Genomic DNA, 21,855 nt, shown 5'->3' with positions numbered 1-21,855 from the left:
ATATAATAGAACAGAAATGAATTTTTGAACGAATTTATAAAGATGATAGGTATATAAATAAGTTATACTGGGATTTTTATTCTTTGCGCTTCAATGTTCTATTAGACTCAATTTGTAATTACGTTCTGGCAGGAGAGGACGATCATGGACTTGATTCGTATTTTCCTCAGTATTCTATCACTACCAATCTCCGATAATGTTTCAAAAGTGTCTTATTCGTTTCAAAAAAATAAAATAAGGCATAATAAAATCATTAGTTGTTCCTTAGTTCAATAAGTTGTCAAACGTCTCTTTATGTGGTTGTTATGTATGGCTTCCGAAGAATGGCTTATTGCCTTTTTTATCCTTTTGCAGAAAAAATTGACAGATGAAACAAAAGCATCTCTATCTGAAACAAAAACACCATATCAAGAAAGTGCACATGTTTACTTTTGAATACTTACTTCTGTAAAAAACGATGTTTACAGCCATCATATTTGGGTTTTGGGAAGTAATCCTATTAGAAAACCTTTTCAGGTTGATACTGAAAATGGTCGCATTTACGATCGGGATGCTATGAAACTTTTGGGTAAAGAATATGAAAGGGCTGGGAACCTAAAATGTAATAATCATTCAAAATTATCAATAAGTATATAATAAAAGACCAAACTGTTAACGGCAGTTGGAACCTAATTTATATAAAATCTATAACCTTTATTTTATTAATTAAAACTATGAATGTAATGCGAAAAGTGAAAGAACAAATTTCACGAAGAAAGTATTTAATACTTTATCTTCTAATTCTGCCTTTGATGCTTTTCCATAGCGTGGAAGCTATAGGACAAGCAGGTTCAAAAACAATAATGGGTAAGGTTACTGACTCTAAGAGTTTCCCATTACCAGGTGTTGCTGTCTTTATAAAAGGCACAACCATGGGAACTACAACTAATGTCGATGGAATTTATAATTTGAAACAAATTCCAGAGAATAGTACCTTGGTTTTTTCTTTTGTAGGGATGAAAAGCGAGGAGATTAAAGTTGCCGGAAAAACAACTATTGATGTGCTTTTAGAAAATGAAACCATTGGCTTGGATGAGGTTGTGGCTATTGGCTACGGTACTCAGAAGAAAAAAGACTTAACCGGCTCAATTGTTCGCATGGAAATGGGTGGGAAAGAGCAAGCAGCAAATACCAGTTTGGTGCAGGCTTTACAAGGGTATTCGCCGGGATTGAACGCTTCAGGAGGATCCAGTGCAGGCGATGGAGGCTCTTTTTCAATTAGGGGAAGAACTTCTTTGTCAGCAAGTGATCAGCCACTTATTGTTTTAGATGGAATTATTTATAACGGGAGTATTAACGATTTAAACGTTAATGATATTCAGTCTGTCGACATTCTGAAAGATGCCAGTGCTGCTGCTGTTTACGGTTCAAGGTCGGCTAATGGTGTTCTTGTTGTTACTTCAAAAAAAGGAAGTTCAGGAAAACCAAAATTTACGTTCAATGCTTACTATGGTGTTCAGGGATTATCAAACACTGATCGTACGAATGTTATGGATGCAGAGCAATATGCAGTTCGTTTGGTGGATTACTACTACCAGCAGGATTTGTACGACTGGTATAAAACCGGGCCAACCAGTGCCGACGGACGTCCGGTTAGACCTGATGTTACTGATCGCAATTTGGTTGCATCGTACCTGAGAACCGAAGAAGAACAGCTTAACTACTTAGCAGGAAAAGAAGTGGATTGGGTTGATGAAGTTTTTCAAACCGCACCAATTCAGTCGTACAGTTTAAGTGTATCCGGGAAAACGGATCGCACCAATTATTACTTGTCAACTTCTTATTTAGATCAGGAAGGAATTTTACTGAACGACAACTATGAACGTTTAACTTTTAGCGGTCGTTTCGAAAGCGAAATTACAGACTGGTTAACTCTGGGTTTTGACCCAACTTTTTCGCACCGTGACTATTCGGGTGTTAGTGCATCGGCCGGTTATGCTTTGCAGGCAAGCCCGCTAGGAAATATGTACGATGAAAATGGAGACTATCCGGTTTATATCGCCGAAGAATCTTACAATTATCATCCGCTTGGAAACTTGTTGGCAGATGATAGTTCGCCAAGAGATTATTTTAGTCTGGTATTAAAAGGGGCGATCAAAGTTCCTTGGGTAAAAGGGTTAAAATATGAGGCGAATTATTCAAAAACCTATGATTTTGATAAAACCTCACGTTATTATCCAACTTCTATGGCTGACGGATCGAAAACCGACGGCTCTGGCTATGTTGATAATTCGAACCAAAGAACATGGTTATTAAACAGTTTATTTACCTATAGCAGAACTTTTGATGATAAACATAAGATTAATGCAAATTTCTTATACAGTCGTGAAAATGTTTCCGGAGATGGCTCGTATTTGTATGCTTATGGTTTTGCCAATGAAATTTTGGGATATAATGCCTTGGAACTTGGCGAAAACCAGGAGGTCTCTACTTCGGCTTACGAAGAGAATACGCTCTCGTACATGGGGCGTATAAACTATAGTTTTGATAGCCGTTATTTACTTACAGCAACAATCAGAAGAGATGGTTTCTCGGGTTTTGGTGGAAATAAGAAATTTGGAAACTTCCCGTCGGTTTCACTCGGATGGGTTATTTCAGAAGAGTCGTTTATGGACAACGCGGACTGGATGGATTTTCTTAAGCTCCGCTTGTCATATGGTGTAAATGGGAACCAGGGAATTGGTCGGTATGCCAGCCAATCAAAAATGGGAAGTACAGAAACTGTATTCGATGGCACTACTGCAGTAGGTCTCTATGCATCTTCGCTTGGGAATGCTGATTTAGGTTGGGAAAAAACAGCCTCTTTTAACGTGGGAGTTGATTTCAATTTCTTCGGCAACAGAATTTCTGGAAGTGTTGATGCTTATCACGCAAAAACAACTGATGTATTAGTGCAGAGATCCATTCCGAGAACCACCGGTAACTCTAGTGTTTGGACCAATATTGGCGGAATAGAGAACAATGGTATTGAAGTGAGTCTTGTTACTGAAAACATCAAAACCCACGATTTTAAATGGAAAACTGCTTTTGCATTCTCTTTGGTTCGAAATAAAATTACCAAACTCTACGACGAGGTAACTGAAGACTTGGGGAACAGTTGGTTTGTAGGGGAACCTATCAGCACAATTTACGGCTATGTAAACGATGGTGTTTGGCAGGAAGAAGATTTGTTTAACGGTACTATTATGGAAGGCTATTACCCTGGACAATTTAAAGTGCGCGATTTAAGCGACGATGGAGAAATTACTGCCGAGGAAGACCGAAAAATACTTGGCACAACTGATCCGAACTATCGCATTAGTATGAATAATATCTTAACCTATAAAAATTTCACATTCAGCTTCTTCTTAAATTCTATACAAGGAGGGAACAACTATTACCTTGGAAATAATTCGGGAGCTGTTGTAGCGGGAGGAACAGATTCTGCCTACCGTTTAAACAGAACAGCCATACGCGATTACTGGAGACCAGATAATGCTGTCAATGATGCTCCTGGTATTTATTATAATCCGAAAAAAAATCCAGGAGTATATCAAAGAAAAAGTTTTGTGCGCCTGCAAGATGTTTCTTTAGGATATACATTCGATAATAGCTTTCTGTCAGGTTTAAAAATCGACAACCTGAAGGTTTATGTAAGTGGGAAAAATCTTTATACCTGGACTGATTGGTCGGGCTGGGATCCTGAAACAGGAAGCCCAATGATGAGAAGTATTATTGGCGGTGTAAATATTAGTTTTTAATCAGAATACTAATTGTAAAAACAAAACAATCAGTTATTAATACTTTAAAAACAATAAAATGAAAAAAAAGAATTCAATACAAAAATATATAAGTGGAAGTATCGCTTTGGTACTCTTACTTTTGGGAATGTACTCTTGTAACGAAGATGTACTTGATGAAACCCCTCTTGATTTTATTTCAACAACAAATGCTTTTAATTCGCCCGATGATGTAGAAATGGGAGTTGTAGGACTGTACAGTTTAGGGCGCGATTGGTATTCGGCAATAAACGAAAAATATATGTTTGTCTTTACTGCCTTGGGAACGGATCTGGCCTATTTCGGAGAAGACCCGGCCGGAGGTTACATGAGTAACTGGGATACCGATATTACACCAACCAGCGATTTGCCAGAAAGGTTTTGGACCAAAGCTTTTGATTTGGTATATCAATCAAATACAGTAATTGCAGGTATCGAGAATCTGGAGTGGAATAATGAAGAAAAAAAGAATATGTATTTGGCTGAAGCCCGTTTTTTCCGTGCTTTCAATTATCGTATTCTTGTTACATTATATGGAGATGTTCCATTGGTAGTAGAACCGATTGCAACTCCTAAAACCAATTTTGTAAGAGCACCTAAAGCTGACATCTATAAATTAATGGAAGAAGATTTTGCTTTTGCTGCTGATAAACTTCCCGTAAACGGACAAGAAGCTACAGCCGGACGATTAACTCAAGGCGCTGCATGGCACATGTTAAGCGAAACTTATTTGGCACAAAACAAATATCAGTTGGCTGTAGATGCCGCAACACATGTAATCAACGATTACGGTTACGATTTAATGCGGGAACGTTTTGGCTCACAACCTAATTTGTTTGGTTCCGAAAATGTCTATTTCGACCTGTTTACAAAAGAAAACCATAACCTGGGAAGCAATAAAGAAGCAATCTGGGTGATACAAAATGATCCTGATGTAACAGGAGGAGGTTTTTATGCCGGAGAAAGAGGGTATGGATGCGCTTATTACCGAATGGGTAACACCCCGGACGGATACAAAGCCTTTTTGGGTGATATTAATAATGGCTCTTATACCGGATACAGCGATACACTCGGACGTCCGGTAGGATGGTCAAGGCCTACAAATTACACTGCTTATAGTATTTGGAAAAGCGACTGGGATAATGATTATAGAAATGCAGAGGCTTGTATTAAAAGACATTTCTATTTCAATAATCCGAATTCAGCATACGATGGAATGGAAATTGACTGGAGCTTGTACGAGTCTCGTTCAAGTGCGTTTAAAGATACCACCCAATACATATATCCTTATTTCATGAAAGCTGCAGCTCCCAATGATCATTACACTGATTTATCTAGAGCAGGAGGTGGTGTAAACCATAAAGATGTTTATGCAATTCGTTTGGCTGAAACTTATTTGTTAAGAGCAGAGGCATATTTGGGATTAAAACAACCCGGAAAGGCAGCCGACGATATAAATGAAGTACGGAAAAGGTCAAATGCTAAGCCGATATCAGCAGGCGATGTGACTATCGATTATATTCTGGATGAAAGAGCTCGGGAGTTATACACAGAAGAATGGCGTATGTTAACACTTATGCGTTTAGGGAAATTGGTTGAACGTGTTAGTGCTTATAATAACAATCCTGGAAATCCCGGTTTAAGTATTCAGGATTATCAGAATCTATGGCCAATTCCTCAAACTGAAATTGATTTAAATACAGGAGCTGTTTTAGAGCAAAATCCTGGTTATGAGTAGTAATCTCTCATGAGGTATAATTCTGTACCAACTAATCGGTATAGTTATTTTAAGAACTTCCTTGAATGCAGTTTTGCATGCAGGAAGTTCTGTTTTTCCTTTTTGTATGCAACACTTGTGGGTTTTTATAAAAAAACCAATTCATCCTGTTCAGAAAACTTTTAACCCAAGAAAATAATGATAATGAGTAAAGAGAGATTAAAGAGATTTGTATTGATAATATTTTTATTGCCAGCGTTTTGCATGTGCTCCCAACCGGGAAAAAAAACGAATTTTTCCGATCATGTTGATCCAATTATTGGATCCGGAGGGCATGGTCATGTTTTCGTTGGCGCAAGCGTGCCTTTTGGAGGTGTTCAACTGGGACCAAGCAATATTTTTAAGGGCTGGGACTGGTGTTCAGGATATCATTACTCAGATAGCATTGTGATTGGTTTCTCACATACTCACTTAAGCGGAACCGGTGGTTCCGATTTGGGTGATATTCTGTTGATGCCCGTAAATGGAGAGGTTAGCGTAAAAAGAGGACGTCAAGACGATATAAGTAATGCTTATGCTTCCTATTTTAGTCACGATAACGAGGAAGTAAAAGCTGGCTATTATTCTGTAATTCTTGATAAATACAAGATCAAAGCAGAACTAACCGCAACCGAAAGAGTTGGAATTCATAAATATACTTTCCCATCAGAAAATAACAACCATGTTATTATTGATTTAAAAGAAGGAAACGGCGATAAATCTACTGATACCTACCTGAAAAAAGTTGATGCACACACCATTGAAGGTTACCGTTTTTCAAAAGGATGGGCGAAGGACCAGCGCATTTGGTTTACACTGAAAAGCAATCAGGAAATTGAGAAACTTGAGGTATTCGACAATGCTACTCCTGTCGGAGAGGATGTTATAAAAGCTCAGGGAGCAAAAGGAGTAATCTCATTTGCCGGCAATCCCAAAGAAGTGATTTTTAAAGTGGGTATTTCGCCGGTAAGCTCAGAAAATGCACTGGCCAATATAAATTCAGAAGCACCCGGGTGGGATTTCAACAAAATAGTCAAACAGGCAGAGGCGAAATGGAATCATGAACTTTCAAAGATCGAGATAGAAACCACTGATCCGACTTTAAAAGAGATATTTTATACTGCCATGTTTCATTCGTTTATTGCCCCTGTTTTGTTTAACGATGCCGACGGAAGTTACAGAGGCACAGATAAAGAAGTATACAACAATCCTGGATTTGAGAACTATTCCGTGTTTTCGTTATGGGATACCTACCGTACAGAGCACGAACTACTAACCATCGTTCAGCCGGAAAGGGTAAATGATTTTATCAATTCAATGTTGGCGATTTACCAACAGCAGGGCAAATTGCCGCAATGGCATCTTATGGGAAATGAAACGAACGCTATGTTGGGCTATAGCGCTGCTCCTGTGGTAGTTGATGCCTGGCAAAAAGGATTTGATGGTTTTGATGAAGAACTGGCTTTTGAAGCATTGAAAGCATCTGGAACTTTTCAATCTCAACGTGGCATTGCTCCATTAATGGAATATGGATTTATACCCAGAGATAAAGCCCGCGAAGCAACTTCGGTAGCCTTGGAAAATTCGATAGACGACAGGAGTGTTGCCCAAATGGCAAAGGGGCTTGGTAAAGAAGAAGACTTTAAATACTTTATGGAAAGAGCCGAAACTTATAAAAGTTATTTTAATAAAACTACTGGCTTTGTTCACCCAAGAATGTCTGATGGTTCCTGGGCATTACCTTACGATCCGATGGAATCAATTCATATAGTAGGCGATTTCTCGGAAGGAAACGGCTGGCAATATACATTTTTGGTTCCGCAGGATCCGGAAGGGTTAATCGAATTATTGGGTGGCGACGATAAATTCACCGATAAGCTTGATTCTTTGTTTACTATTACTGGTGACATGGGGGAACACGCTTCCGCGGATATTACCGGATTAATTGGTACGTACGCACAAGGAAATGAACCATGTCATCATATGGCATACCTTTATGCTTTTGCCGGGGAGCAATGGAAAACAGCCGAGAAAATTCGTTATATTCTTAATGAGTTTTACACGAACAAACCAGATGGATTAATTGGTAATGAAGACTGTGGGCAAATGTCGGCATGGTACGTAATGTCGTCACTTGGTTTTTATCCTGTAAATCCTTCTAACGGAGTGTATGTTTTTGGTAGTCCCTTGTTTGACAAAGCCACAATTAGTCTCCCTGACGGAAAGACCTTTGCAGTTGAAACAGTAAATAACAGTAAAGAAAACATTTACATCCAGTCGGTTGAGTTAAATGGTCAGCCTTATTCAAAAAGTTATATAACACACCAGGATATTATGGCTGGAGGAGCTCTGAAATTTGGTATGGGTAATACTCCAAATTATAATTTTGGTTCTTCATATAAAGATAGACCTAAGTCAACTTTATAAAGAAGGTTATTAATTAGTAAAATGATAGATATGTATAAAATATTTCAGAAAATCTCATTGATGTTGTTCATGTGTTTGCTATTCTTTTCAAATATAGCATTAGCACAGAAAAGTGGTATTTATAAGAAAGGATGGATTGACTTTAACAAGAATGGAAAGAAAGACATTTATGAAGATTCCACTCAACCTATTGATATTCGGGTAGCTAATTTGTTGTCGCAAATGGCAGTTGATGAGAAGACTTGTCAGTGTGCTACGCTTTATGGCTACAAAAGAGTATTAAGAGATGAAATGCCAACACCTGAATGGAAAAATGAGATATGGAAAGATGGTATTGCTAATATCGACGAAGAATTGAATGGGTTAAAGCGCACACAATATTCATATCCATTTAGCAAACATGCCGAAGCAATCAATACGATTCAAAAATGGTTTATTGAAGAAACCCGGTTGGGTATTCCTGTTGATTTTACCAACGAAGGTATTCACGGATTAAACCATGACAGAGCAACTCCGCTGCCAGCACCAATTTCAATTGGAAGCACCTGGAATAAGGATTTAGTGAATCAAGCCGGCGAAATTGTAGGCCTCGAAGCCAAAGTGTTAGGTTATACCAATGTTTATGCTCCAATTTTAGATGTCGCCCGCGATCAACGTTGGGGCAGGGTGCTGGAATGTTACGGCGAAGATCCATATTTAGTTGCCGAGTTAGGCAAACAAATGGTGAATGGAATCCAATCGCAGGGAGTGGCTTCAACATTAAAACATTTTGCAGTTTATAGTGTGCCCAAAGGCGGGCGCGATGGAAATGCACGAACAGATCCTCATGTTGCCCCACGCGAAATGCATCAATTGTTTTTGTATCCTTTTAAAGAGGTTATAAAAGAATGTCATCCACTTGGCGTAATGAGCAGTTATAATGATTGGGACGGTGTACCTGTTTCAGCCAGCCATTATTTTCTTACAGAGCTGCTTCGTGGAGAATTTGGCTTCCGCGGATACGTGGTTTCTGACAGCTATGCAGTTGAGCAGGTTTATGCCAAACATCATGTGGCTGTTGATAATAAAGACGCAGTAAGGCAAGTTGCTGAAGCAGGTTTAAATGTAAGAACAGATTTTTCTGCTCCGGAAAAGTATATACAACCCCTACGCGAATTGGTTAAAGAAGGTAAACTGTCGATGGAAACACTTGACCGTAACGTTACCGATGTTTTACGGGTTAAATTCGAGATGGGTTTGTTTGATAGTCCTTATGTGGAAAACCCGAAAATGGCAGATAAAGTGGTTGCTGTAAATACCGATGATTTTGTTTTAAAAATGGCGCACGAATCACTTGTTCTGCTAAAAAATGACGAAAAGCTTCTGCCACTTGATATTAAGAAGCTTAACAATGTTTTAGTTACCGGACCTCTTGCTATCGACGAGTCGGCTTATGTTAGTCGCTACGGCCCACAAAATCTGGATATCACTAATGTTTTGGAAGGGATAAAAAATTATGTTGGGAACCAGGCTAATGTCGATTTTGAAAAAGGCTGCGAAGTTGTTAATGCCAATTGGCCCGAAAGTGAGATTATTCCAACTCCCTTGTCTGATGAAGAGAAGCAAAGTATTCAGAAGGCAGTTGAAAAAGCTGAAAAATCAGATGTTATTATTGCCGTTTTGGGTGAAGATGAAAAACGTTGTGGTGAAAGTAAATCCAGAACAGGACTTGATTTACCAGGAAGACAACGCGATTTGTTGATGGCATTAAAAGAAACCGGGAAACCAATTGTTTTAATTTTAATTAACGGACAGCCGCTCACCATAAATTGGGCCGATCGATACATCCCATCAATTTTGGAAGCATGGTTCCCAAATGCCAAAGGAGGACAAGCAATTGCCGAAACAATATTCGGAGATTATAATCCAGGAGGTAAACTTCCAATTACTTTCCCCAAAAGCTTAGGGCAGATTCAACTTAATTTTCCCTATAAACCGGGGTCTCAGAGTGGGCAGTCAACTTCTGGTCCAAATGGTTACGGAAAAACACAGGTTGTTGGTGCTTTGTACCCTTTCGGTTACGGTTTAAGCTACACCGATTTCGAATACAGTAACTTAAGCGTTTCTCCAAAGGAACAGTATGCACAGGGCAATATTGAAGTTTCTGTTGACATTAAAAACGTTGGCGATTGCAAAGGAGACGAGGTTGTGCAACTTTACGTAAAAGATAAAGTAAGTAGTGTAATTAGTTATGTTATGCAATTGCGAGGTTTTGATCGTATTTCGTTAGAGCCGGGAAAAACAAAAACGGTTCATTTTAGCATAAAACCGGATGACCTTCAAATATTGGATAAGAATATGAACTGGACTGTTGAGCCTGGTGAATTTGAAGTGTTACTCGGAAGTAGTTCAAAGGATATTCGATTAAAGGAACAGTTCGTGATTAAAGAAATAATCGAACAATGATTTGAATATTGATTTTTTGCAACCAATAAAATTAGCATAAAAATAGAACTCGCATCAATAAAAAAATAAGTGAAATGATGCGGATTCTATTTGTTCTCAGAGAAATAAACAATTATAAGAAGATGAAAATATTATTATGTATTTTAAGCTTAACGCTGTTTCTTGGAGCATCAGTTCGGGCGCAGGATTGGCCGGATCTTGGCCGTTTTGAAGAAGCAAATCAGAAATTAATGGAACAGGCAAATGATTCAGAACGGGTTGTTTTTATGGGAAATTCCATTACCGAAGGTTGGATTAAAACTTATCCTGATTATTTTACCGAACACTTTGTAAATCGAGGGATTAGTGGTCAGGTAACGCCGCAAATGCTAATTCGTTTTCGGTCCGATGTCGTGGACCTTAAACCAGCAGCAGTTATTATTTTGGCCGGGACAAATGATATTGCCGGAAACAAGGGCCCATCATCACTTAAAATGATTTTGGATAACCTTAAATCGATGACCGAAATTGCGAAAAGTAACAACATTAAAGTTTTGCTCTGTTCTGTACTGCCCGCATATGACTATCCGTGGAGACCGGGCAAAGAGCCAAATACAAAAATTCCGGAATTAAATAAAATGATAAAGGAATATGCCACAGAGGCAAATGTGACTTACGTTGATTGTTTTAGTCCAATGGCAAACGATAAAAATGGCATGAAGGAAGAGCTTACAAAAGATGGAGTACATCCCACCTCTGCTGGGTATGATATAATGCGACCCATCATCAATCGTGCAATTAAAGAAACGTTATAAAAATAAAGAAAACAGATGAAACGGTTGATTACATTTTTATTTTGTATTTGGGCGCTAGTTCCAGCGCAGGCTGCTATTGTCGACACCATTCAGGTTTACAGTTTATCGATGCAGAAAAGTATTGAGGCGATAATTATTACTCCCGATAGTTATGCTTCGGCCAAAGAATTGCCGGTGGTGTATTTGCTTCATGGATACGGCGGCAATCACCTCGACTGGATCAGCAAAGTAAAAGGGGTTGAGAAAGATGCCGATCAGTTTAACTTGATTATTGTTTGTCCTGATGGTGGAGCTAGCAGTTGGTATTGGGACAGCCCGGTTGATCCGACCTCGAAGTACGAAACATTTGTTTCAGGCGAATTGGTCAAAGAGATTGATGCCAAATATAAAACCATTAAAGATCGTAAGGGCCGGGCCATTACCGGGCTTAGTATGGGCGGGCATGGCGCTCTGTTCCTCGCATTTAATCATCAGGACGTTTTTGGCGCTTGTGGAAGCATGAGTGGAGGAGTAGATATTCGTCCATTTCCCAACAACTGGGACATAGCCAAACGATTTGGAACTTATGTCCAATATCCTGAACGTTGGGAGAAAAATACAGTAATAAATCGGCTTAATGTACTAACCCCAAACTCACTGGCAATTATTATTGATTGCGGAACCGATGACTTTTTTTATAAGGTGAATGAAAAGCTCCACCAGCAATTGCTGTATCGCAATATTCCTCACGATTACATTACCCGACCGGGGAGTCATTCCTGGTCATACTGGGCTAATGCTGTAAAATTTCAAATGCTATTTATGAGCAATTATTTCAATATCCGGAAAGATCTATGAAATCAATTGAAAACTTATAGTATCGACATGTACACTTGGAAAATAGAAACAAATGAGAAAAGCATTTGCATTTTTAATTATTCTATTATTGGCCCGAAATGTTTGACAAAATGGTAGCAACCATTGATATTCCGGAAGTTGTAAAGATGCTTCGTAATGTTAAGTGTAAGGGAATGATAAGTATAGAGCACGAACGTAACAGGCGCGATCCTTTTATGGGAATCGCGGAGTTTATTGGATTTATTCGCGGTGTAATTAAGGCTACTCAAAAGGATTAGTTATGTTTAATAAAATAAAGTTTGAAACCAATGATACCTATTATTAAAAAAGTAGTGCTTTTAAGCATTGCAATCCTTTTATTTCTGTTTGTTGAAAGTGAAGGTGCGAACAGTAAAGATGAAGAAAAACCCGTGGATTTTGTAAACCCATATATCGGAAATATTAGCCACTTATTGGTGCCAACATATCCCACTATCCACTTGCCCAACAGTATGTTGCGTGTTTATCCCGAGCGTGGCGATTATACAAGTGTAGAATTACATGCTTTGCCGTTGGTAGTTACTAGTCATCGCGGAAATTCTGCTTTTCGGTTAAGCCCGTTTCAGGGAAGTGAAAAGCAGTTAAGGCCGGTAATGAGTTACAGTTATGATCAGGAAAAACTTACACCTTATTCGTACTCTGTTTATTTAGACGAGCAGCAAATTCAGGTAGATTATGGTTTGTCGCATCAGTCGGCAGCCTACGAAATCGAATTTGAAAAGCATGATCCTTCCTATTTGATTTTAAGTTCGGGGAATGGTGCCTTAAGTTGGGATGGCAAGGCATTAAGTGGTTATCAGTGGATTGCCAATGATACAAAGGTTTATGTTTACCTGGTGACACAAGAACAACCTGCACGTGTTTCTACGTTGGAACACGGCAATCTAACAGAATCGAAGAGTATGGAAGGCAGAAATGCCTGTCTCGTTCTGAAATACCCGAAAGGAACAAAAAAGCTAAATGTTCATTATGGTATTTCATTTATTGATGCAGAGCAGGCAAAAGCAAATATGCTTCGTGAAGTAGCAGGCAAGTCAGTTGCTAAACTTCAAACAGCAGGCCGTGAAATTTGGAACAAAGAACTTGGTAAGATAAAAATAGAAGGCGGATGTGCCGACGAGAGAACGGTTTTTTATACCTCGTTGTACAGATGTTACGAGCGCCCGGTTTGTATATCAGAAGATGGAAGGTATTACAGTGCATCTGATAAACAAGTACATACCGACGAAGGGCGTCCGTTTTATACCGACGATTGGATTTGGGATTCGTATCGCGCACATCACCCGCTGCGTGTTTTAATTGACTCAAAGAAAGAAGAAGATATTTTGAACTCATTTGTTTTGATGTCGGAACAAATGGAGCACAATTGGTGGCCAACTTTCCCTGAAATAACCGGCGATAGCCGCCGTATGAATTCCAACCATGGCGTAGCTTCGGTTATTGATGGCTACCGAAAAAAAGTGCGAAATTTCGACCTGGAGAAAGCATACGAAGCTTGTAAAGGTGCAATTACAGAAAAAACCTTAGCTCCGTGGTCGGGAAAACCAGCTGGCGAGTTAGACGCATTTTATAAAGAGTATGGCTATATTCCCGCTCTACATCCAGGCGAAAAAGAAACAATTCCGGAGGTTAGTTCAGGCGAAAAGCGTCAGCCGGTTGCCGTAACGTTGGGTACTTCGTACGATGAATGGTGTTTGGCGCAAATTGCCGAAGAACTAAATAAGGACGATGATGCAGCATTTTTCAAAAAAGCATCATACAATTACCGTAACCTGTTTAACGAGAAAACTAGTTTTTTTCATCCAAAAGATAAAACGGGAAAATTTATAGAACCGTTTGATTATAAATTCTCGGGAGGAATGGGCGCGAGAGACTATTATGGCGAGAATAATGGCTGGACTTATCGTTGGGATGTGCAGCATAACATCCCGGATTTGATTGAGTTAATGGGAGGAGAGGAGCAGTTTGTGAACAAGCTCGATCGAACATTTTCTGAATCACTGGGACGCAGTAAATTTGGTTTTTATGCTCAATTACCCGACCAAACTGGAAACGTGGGACAATTTACAATGGCCAACGAACCTTCGTTGCATATTCCGTATTTATACAATTATGCCGGCCAACCATGGAAAACGCAGAAGCTTATCCGGAAATTAATTAAAGAATGGTTCCGAAACGATTTAATGGGTGTTCCCGGCGATGAAGATGGCGGAGGAATGTCTGCTTTTGTTGTTTTCTCGGCAATGGGATTTTATCCGGTTACTCCTGGTATTCCTGAATATTCGATTGGAAGTCCGATGTTTAAACATGTATCGCTTCGTTTAGAAGATGGGAAAACATTTGAGATTAAAGCAGAGAATGCTTCGGATGAAAATAAATATATTCAGTCGGCAACATTAAATGGCGAGAAACTAAGTACTCCTTGGATTTCGCACGAAGCCATTGAAAATGGAGGAAGACTGATTTTTGAAATGGGGCCAAAGGCAAACCAGAATTGGGGTGTTGAATAAAATATTTTGATTTTTAAAGAAGAAGGTTGATATGACGAGAATTGTATTTTGGCAACTAGTTGCTACAGTTTTTTTAATGTTTGTTTCTTGCTCAACAGAAACTGCAAAAGATGGAATGGAGTTGCCTGGTGCCGTAGAAAAAGTGAATGTGGTGAATGTATTTCTTGGTACTTCGGGCGACCATGGACAAATGTCGCCATCAGCATCGTACCCATTTAGCATGTTAAGTATTGGCCCGGTAACAACTCCGCATATACATACCGGTTACGAGTATTATGCCAAAAAGTATAACGGGTTTGTACACACGCATCTCGAAGGTGTTGGATGTACCGGTTCAGGCGGTAATATTCTTATAAAACCAATACTGAACGGTAATATTCAAACCGAACTGATAAAACAAAGCCAACAGGGAAGGCCGGGATATTACGAGGTGTCGTTCAAAAATGGTATAAAATCTGAAATGACGGTAGCTCATAATTTTGGTCTTCATAAGTATCACTTTCCCCAAAACAAAAACGAGTTATTTATAGATCTTTCCTATGCTTTGTCGGGCAGGTTTGTAAACGAGGAACACACGCTTTCTGATAATTCGATTAGTGGCTGGATTGATACCAAAACAACCTGTAGCCGTGGAATATACAGGATTTACTATTGCCTGGAAGTGCCGGGATGCCAATCTATTACTGAGGTAGGCGAACATAAATTACTAATTGAAGGAAATAAAACGGCCGATCTTCAGGTTTATATTGGTTTCTCTTCGGTAAATACCGATTATGCTAAGGAACGAGTTAAAAAAAACAGTTTCCAACAAGTTCGCTCGAGTGCTGAGACGCAGTGGAATAAACTATTAAATCAGATTCAGGTTACTGGTGAGGACGATAGAGTAAACCTATTTTATTCGTTGTTGTATCGGGGCTTGCAAGCTCCTTATCTTATTTCGGAAGAAGATGGCACATATACCGCCATTGATGGTTCGGTGCAACATAGCAGCGATGCCATCTATAACGGGTGGGCCATTTGGGATAATTACCGCGAACAGCTTCCTATGCTTTCATTATTTTATCCCGATCAATATGGAGATATTGCAAAATCTATCGCCAATTTATATCCTTACGGAAAAGATAATTGGGCAACAAAACATGAGCCTTCGCCGACAGTTCGCACCGAGCATGCGATGGTTGTTTTGCTAGATGCCTGGGAAAAAGGGTACGATATTCCGTTGGATGAAATTAAAGTTTTTTTGCTTGACGAAGCGGAGCATTTGGATTATGGAGCACCTGATAAAGCGCTGGAATCGAGCTATGATTGCTGGGCACTTTCCAGGATTTTAAAAATTACGGGAGACGACGACCTCAGCGAAAAATACCGGCAAAAGGCCATGGAATATAAAACGTATTGGCTGAAAGATTTTGCAGATCTTACCAAAAACGATATCGACAGAATGCAGGCCAGAGGTCTTTACCAGGGTACTATTTGGCAATATCGCTGGTTTGTTCCTTTTGATGTAGCTGGGTTAAAACAACTGGCCGGCGGAGAGGACGCCTTTATTCAGCAGCTCGACCGTTTTTTTGACGAAAACAATTATAATCACGCCAATCAACCCGATCTTCAGGTACCCGGACTATACAATGCCACAAATGAGCCATGGAAATCTCAGAAGCTGTTTCGTGAGTTGTTGTTAGACACTGTTGTTCAATGCTATTTTAATAATAACAGTAAAGGCATTGATCCTTACGTTGGCCGCATTTATAAAAATCAGCCACGTGCTTATTTGCGTACGATGGACGATGATGCTGGAACGATGTCATCCTGGTTTGTTTTGCGTAGTCTGGGGCTATCGGCAGTTAATGTTGGCGAGCCGGTTTATTACCTTACAGCTCCTATCTTCCAGTCGGTTAAGCTGGATTGGGGAAATGGTAAAATTTTCGACATCAAGGTAAAAAACTACAATAAGGATAACTTTTATATAAAAAGTGTAAAACTGAACGGAGAAACGTTAACACGAAACTGGTTAACTCATCAAGAAATAATCAATGGTGGAGAACTAGTAATCGAAACATCCGAAGTGCCAAATAAATCCTGGGGAGTGGAATAACTTTCAGAATAGTTTTTTTAGAATTAGGTTTTAAAAACAATACTCAAAAAATATAAAATGAGAAGAATAATATTTGTGCAAAATATATTACCGCTTAGAAGAGCAATTTCGCTACTATTCTTGACTTGTTTAACTTTAACAAGTGTTTCCGCCCAGGATGGTGGTTTGATAGAGTATGTCAATCCTTTAATGGGAACAGATTCTAATTCAAAATTATCCAACGGAAACACTTACCCTGCCATTGCTTTGCCTTGGGGAATGAATTTTTGGACACCTCAAACCAACAAGATGGGACATGGTTGGGTTTATGGTTACGACGACAATAAAATTCAGGGATTTAAACAAACCCATCAACCAAGTCCGTGGATCAACGATTACGGTCAGTTTTCTCTTTTCCCTTTAACGGGGGATTTAAAAATTACCGGAGAAGAACGCGCAAGTTGGTTTTCGCACAAAGCGGAAACGGCTAAGCCGAACTTTTATAAAGTGTATTTGGCAGATTACGATGTGACGACAGAAATTACTCCAACTGAACGTGCTGCAATGTTTCGTTTTACTTTTCCCGAAAATGAAAAGTCGTATGTTTTGGTTGATGCTTTCGACCGTGGCTCGTATGTGAAAATTATTCCTTCAGAAAATAAAATTATTGGATTTACAACCCGGAATAGTGGGGGAGTCCCCGATAATTTTAAAAACTACTTTGTGATTGTTTTCGACAAAAGTTTTACTGAAAGTAATGTTTGGAGTAAAGACCATATTATTGAAGGGAAAACTGAGTTGGAGGATGACCATGTGGGAGCTGCTCTTCAATTCAAAACTAAAAGAGGAGAGCAAATTCATGCTCGGGTAGCTTCTTCTTTTATTAGTTACAAACAGGCTGAGCGAAATTTGCAAGAATTGGGTACTGATTCTTTTGATCAAGTAAAATCTAAAGGGGCAGATATTTGGAATAAAGAACTTTCGCGTATTAAAGTTGGAGGCGGTTCGGATGATCAGATAGAAACTTTTTATTCTTGTCTGTACCGTGTATTACTTTTCCCTCGTAAGTTTTACGAATATGATGAGAATGGAAATGTTGTTCATTACAGCCCCTATAATGGGGAAGTATTACCGGGTTATATGTTTACTGATAACGGTTTCTGGGATACTTTCCGGGCAGTATTTCCATTTTTTAATTTAATGTACCCATCACTTAATGAAAAGATACAGGAAGGTTTAGTCAACACGTATAAAGAAAGTGGATTTTTACCTGAATGGGCAAGCCCCGGTCACCGCAATTGTATGATTGGCTCAAATTCAGCTACAATAATCGCCGATGCTTATTTAAAAGGAGGAAGCGGTTACGATACAGAGACATTATGGGAGGCTGTTGTGAAAAATTCAGAAAACGAAGGTCCAATGCATTCTGTTGGCCGATATGGCGTGGATTATTACAATAGATTGGGATATGTTCCATACGATGTTGGTGTTAATGAGAATGTTGCCCGCACTCTGGAGTATGCGTTTGCCGATTTTTGTATTTACAAATTCGGAAAAGAACTGGGGAAACCGGAAAGTGAGATTGAGATTTTTGCCAAGCGAGCCATGAATTATAAAAACGTGTTTGACAAAGAATCTAAATTAATGCGTGGTAAAAATGAAGATGGCACTTTTCAAAGTCCATTCAGCCCTTTTAAATGGGGCGATGCCTTTACTGAAGGAAACAGCTGGCATTACACATGGTCTGTTTTTCATGATATGCAAGGGTTGATTGATTTAATGGGCGGGGAAAAGGAATTTGTTAATATGCTGGATTCCGTTTTTAGGGTGCCTCCGGTTTTCGATGAATCATATTATGGGAAAGTTATTCATGAAATAAGGGAGATGCAAGTTATGAATATGGGTAACTATGCGCATGGAAACCAGCCAATTCAGCACATGATTTATTTGTACAATTATGCGGGTCAACCCTGGAAAACACAATGCAGGGTTCGGGAGGTAATGAACCGTTTGTACAAGCCACAATCCGATGGTTATTGCGGCGATGAAGATAATGGACAAACGTCGGCATGGTATGTTTTTAGTGCAATGGGATTTTATCCGGTATGCCCAGGAAGCGATGAATATGTATTAGGGTCACCGTTGTTTAAATCCGTAAAGATTGAACTTGAAAACGGAAAACAAATAAGCATAAAAGCAGATAATAATACAATGGAAAATCAATACATTGTTCAAATGGATATAAATAAGAAGAAGTATACCAAGAATTACCTGTCTCATAAAGAATTAATGAAAGGGGCAGAAATCAATTTACAAATGGGGGCGATACCTAATAAAAAACGGGGAGTAAAGAAAAAAGATTCTCCGTATTCATTTTCCAACGAAAAATAAACAGATAGAATTCAGTCACGATTTAAAGTCGTTAAACAGAGGATATTTTATACATGGATAATGTAAATGCGTTTCAGCGGATGCGATACCGTCTATAACAACGAAAAATCCAATGGAACCAGAGTTTTCGAATTAACAGAAGGAAAAGACACGTTCCGTTCGTGAATTCGTTTGTACGGCGGGAAAATTATTCAGGATTTACAATACCCGGACGATTTTGTAAAGAAAAAGGACGATTGAATTCTTCTTATCGATCTCTCGGATTTATTGATGCTCCCTTTCAGCTGGAAAACTCTGGAAGCATTGAAAAGTTAGATTAACAGGCAGACAGAAAAAGCCATCCTGGGGTATTATGTTGTGAGTTGACCGGTTTTGACATCGGAGTCGAAATGGCAGCTACTTCTCTCGTTTGTAAATATTTTTAAAATAAGATCACAAGTAAAAATAAAATTATAAAAAATGAAAAAGCTTATTATTGGTTTGTTGCTTATAATAGTTGGATTTAGTGCATGTAAAACCGAAAGGGTTGAACATCAAAACATCTATCAGCTTATCGAACGAATTCTCCCGGGTAAATCATCTCAATTTGTTTTGGAAGATATGAAAGATCAGGAGGGGGAGATTTTTGAGCTATCAGGTAATAATGGGAAAATTGTCATTAAAGCCACAAATGACATGGCTTTCGCAAAGGCTTTTGGAAGCTATCTGAAAAAGTATTGCAATACTTCTGTTTCGTGGTATCTTGATGACCCTGTTGTTGTTCCGGATGAGTTGCCTATGGTTGAAAAACCTGTAACACAGGAATGCCGTTTTGAAAAGCGGTTCTTCTTAAATTATTGTACTTTTGGCTACACCATGCTTTCTTGGCAATGGGATGACTGGGAACGATTCATCGACTGGATGGCTTTAAATGGAATTAATATGCCATTGGCTATAACCGGACAGGAAGCTGTTTGGATGGAAGTATGGAAAGATTTCGGCATGACAGAAGATGAAATTCGAGCCTACTTTACTGGTCCGGCGCATTTGCCCTGGCACCGAATGGGGAATCTCGACGGATTTTTAGGTCCCTTACCACAAAGTTACATAGACCATCAATTTAAATTACAGAAAAAGATACTTGAAAGGGAGCGTTCATTGGGTATGACCCCTGTACTCCCGGCTTTTGCAGGTCATGTTCCTAAAGTCATTAACGAAAAATACCCGGATGCAAAAATCACTTCCCTCGGATCGTATGGAGTCGGCGACCAATACCAGGCTTATTTTCTTGATCCAATGGATTCCCTGTTCTTAAAAATTCAGCAAAAGTTTTTAACCGTGCAAACTAAGCTATTTGGTACGGATCATTTTTATGGTGCCGACCCGTTTAATGAAATGGATCCTCCTGAAACAACACCCGAATATTTGGCTTCGGTATCAAAAACGATATACGACGGTATGAGTAGTATCGACCCGGATGCAAAATGGGTTCAAATGGGTTGGACATTCTATTATATGAAACTATGGAAAGAAGATCCTGCACGTTTAGAGGCGATGATAAAGGCTGTACCTGAAAACAAAATGATCATTCTGGATTATTTTGCAGAAAAAGAAGAAGTGTGGAGAAATACACAAGCTTGGTATGGTGCACCCTTTATTTGGTGTTATCTTGGTAATTTCGGGGGTAATACTGAAATGGCTGCCCCCATCATAAACGTGGCAAAACGACTTTCTGAAGCTGAAAATGACCCTGATCACGGAAAATTGAAAGGTATTGGTTCTACTCTGGAAGGATTTAATGTTAACCGGTTTATGTTTGAATGGCTGTTTGACTATGCTTGGGATAAAAATGTCACAGATCTTCAAGAGTGGATTGAAGAATATACAAAATCCAAAACTAAAAACGATGATCTGGCAGCATATGATGCCTACAAAAGGATGATTGAAATGGTTTACAACGATCAGGTATCAGATGTTGGAACAGGAAGCCTGATGCAAGCCCGACCATTTTTAACTGGCGTGAAAGGGTATCAGCGTCCCAATAAATATAATTATCAGAAGCTTACAGAAATCTTGGGAGCGATGTTGAGTGCTAATGAAAAAAGTATGCAAAGCATTGAATACCAAAAAGATCTCGTTGTGGTGACCAAGCAGGTTTTGGATAACCTGATCATTCCCATAAGGAAAAAGATAAATGAGGCTTATGCTAATAAGGATTCGGTTGAACTTAAAAAACAAACTGAAATATTTACCGGAATTCTTGATGACGCAGATCGCTTACTTGCTACTCAATCAGAATTCTTGCTTGGGAAATGGATAAACGATGCACGAAGTTTCGGAAACGATTCAGTCAGTAAAGCATATTACGAAAAAAATGCTCGGGTGTTAATAACTACTTGGGGTAATGAAGGTAATGGAATAATTGATTACGCCAGTCGAGATTTATCAGGTCTTATCTCATCGTACTATAAGGTTAGATGGCAAAAGTTCTTTGATATTCTTCAGCAAAGCCTTAAAGAAAACAAACCATTAAATATGGATTCTATCAATAAAAATATGGCATCTTTTGAGTGGGACTGGACTAATCAGCGATCAGAATTCACGATTAAGCCGCAAGGAAATTCATTGGGAATTGTGAAAGAAATATATGCCAAATACAAACCGCTTTATAATCTATGTAATTATTGAGGTATATTTAGGATGTGCTATTTGACTTCGTAAAAATAAAAAAGTCTGTAAATCAAATGATTTATGGACTTTTTTATTTTCCATTGGGAAGGCAAGATTTGGACTTGATTTATAAATG

11 protein-coding genes are annotated in these 21,855 nt (G+C 38.9%); all 11 read left to right on the top strand.

All coding sequences use genetic code 11. The features are described 5' to 3' along the window. Positions 1-722 precede the first annotated feature (722 nt). The 11 genes from BZG01_RS15080 (at position 723) to BZG01_RS15030 (ending at position 21,737) form a co-directional block, all read left to right on the top strand. On the top strand, positions 723-3,779 hold the full coding sequence (locus BZG01_RS15080) for a SusC/RagA family TonB-linked outer membrane protein (protein ID WP_180327338.1): 3,057 nt from the start codon (positions 723-725) through the stop codon (positions 3,777-3,779). Between the two features lie 58 nt (positions 3,780-3,837). After that, positions 3,838-5,535, top strand: a complete 1,698-nt coding sequence (locus tag BZG01_RS15075; protein WP_101310667.1) for a RagB/SusD family nutrient uptake outer membrane protein — start codon at positions 3,838-3,840, stop codon at positions 5,533-5,535. A 183-nt stretch (positions 5,536-5,718) separates the two neighbouring features. Further along, positions 5,719-7,980, top strand: a complete 2,262-nt coding sequence (locus BZG01_RS15070; protein WP_101310666.1) for a GH92 family glycosyl hydrolase — start codon at positions 5,719-5,721, stop codon at positions 7,978-7,980. Between the two features lie 30 nt (positions 7,981-8,010). Beyond that, on the top strand, positions 8,011-10,425 hold the full coding sequence (locus BZG01_RS15065; RefSeq protein WP_101310665.1) for a glycoside hydrolase family 3 N-terminal domain-containing protein: 2,415 nt from the start codon (positions 8,011-8,013) through the stop codon (positions 10,423-10,425). A 122-nt stretch (positions 10,426-10,547) separates the two neighbouring features. After that, positions 10,548-11,219: an SGNH/GDSL hydrolase family protein gene (locus tag BZG01_RS15060; protein ID WP_101310664.1), complete on the top strand. Its 672-nt coding sequence runs from the start codon at positions 10,548-10,550 to the stop codon at positions 11,217-11,219. A 15-nt stretch (positions 11,220-11,234) separates the two neighbouring features. Continuing rightward, positions 11,235-12,056 carry an alpha/beta hydrolase gene (locus BZG01_RS15055; RefSeq protein ID WP_101310663.1) on the top strand — a complete coding sequence of 274 codons (822 nt, stop codon included), beginning with the start codon at positions 11,235-11,237 and terminating at the stop codon, positions 12,054-12,056. Positions 12,057-12,166: 110 nt separating this feature from the next. Next, the gene (locus tag BZG01_RS15050; protein ID WP_218973129.1) at positions 12,167-12,334 is read left to right on the top strand and encodes a hypothetical protein; all 168 of its coding nucleotides are present in this window, start codon (positions 12,167-12,169) and stop codon (positions 12,332-12,334) included. Between the two features lie 30 nt (positions 12,335-12,364). Next, positions 12,365-14,605, top strand: a complete 2,241-nt coding sequence (locus BZG01_RS15045) for a GH92 family glycosyl hydrolase (RefSeq protein WP_101310661.1) — start codon at positions 12,365-12,367, stop codon at positions 14,603-14,605. 31 nt (positions 14,606-14,636) lie between these two features. Then, positions 14,637-16,700, top strand: a complete 2,064-nt coding sequence (locus BZG01_RS15040) for a glycoside hydrolase domain-containing protein (RefSeq protein ID WP_218973128.1) — start codon at positions 14,637-14,639, stop codon at positions 16,698-16,700. A gap of 57 nt (positions 16,701-16,757) precedes the next feature. Then, positions 16,758-19,070: a GH92 family glycosyl hydrolase gene (locus BZG01_RS15035; RefSeq protein ID WP_101310660.1), complete on the top strand. Its 2,313-nt coding sequence runs from the start codon at positions 16,758-16,760 to the stop codon at positions 19,068-19,070. Positions 19,071-19,529: 459 nt separating this feature from the next. Then, positions 19,530-21,737 carry an alpha-N-acetylglucosaminidase gene (locus tag BZG01_RS15030; protein ID WP_101310659.1) on the top strand — a complete coding sequence of 736 codons (2,208 nt, stop codon included), beginning with the start codon at positions 19,530-19,532 and terminating at the stop codon, positions 21,735-21,737. The last annotated feature ends 118 nt before the right edge of the window (positions 21,738-21,855 follow it).

The sequence above is a fragment of the Labilibaculum manganireducens genome, from assembly GCF_002843385.1.
In the GTDB taxonomy this organism is placed as follows: domain Bacteria; phylum Bacteroidota; class Bacteroidia; order Bacteroidales; family Marinifilaceae; genus Labilibaculum; species Labilibaculum manganireducens.
This window is presented reverse-complemented; position numbering and strand designations above follow the sequence as displayed.